1 protein-coding gene is annotated in these 440 nt (G+C 31.8%); it reads left to right on the top strand.

The annotated features are described in order from the left end of the window. Positions 1-38 precede the first annotated feature (38 nt). Positions 39-440: MFS transporter (locus J7R05_RS08220; protein ID WP_208541873.1), on the top strand; the 402-nt coding region annotated here is incomplete at its 3' end.

Here is a 440-nt window from a genome sequence, read left to right as displayed (position 1 = left end):
CAGAAAAATAAATTATAGATTTAAAGGGGGAATATTTCATGAAAAGCAAAAAAATTTTAAAACCAGATGATACAAGGAAACGTCTCCTTGCTATTATATCCAGTGCATCAGGGAACCTAGTAGTATGGTATGATTTTTATGCTTACTCATTTACGTCGATTTATTTTGCTTCGCAATTCTTTCCTGCAGATGATGATGTCGTTACACAACTTTTAAAAACCGCAGGAATCTTTTTTATTGGCTTTCTTATTCTTCCAATGGGAGCATGGCTCTTTGGATTATTTGCGGATCGTTATGGACGGAATTGTTCAATGCTTATTTCTGTTTTTATTATTTGTGGCGGCTCTTTTCTAATTACCCTAAATATCAAAAATAAAAAATTAGTAATAACAGCATTATTTCTCCTCCTTTTAGAAAGAATGTTTCAAGTAATTATCGTT

It is taken from the genome of Bartonella capreoli (genome assembly GCF_902813205.1).
GTDB lineage: Bacteria > Pseudomonadota > Alphaproteobacteria > Rhizobiales > Rhizobiaceae > Bartonella > Bartonella schoenbuchensis.
This window is presented reverse-complemented; position numbering and strand designations above follow the sequence as displayed.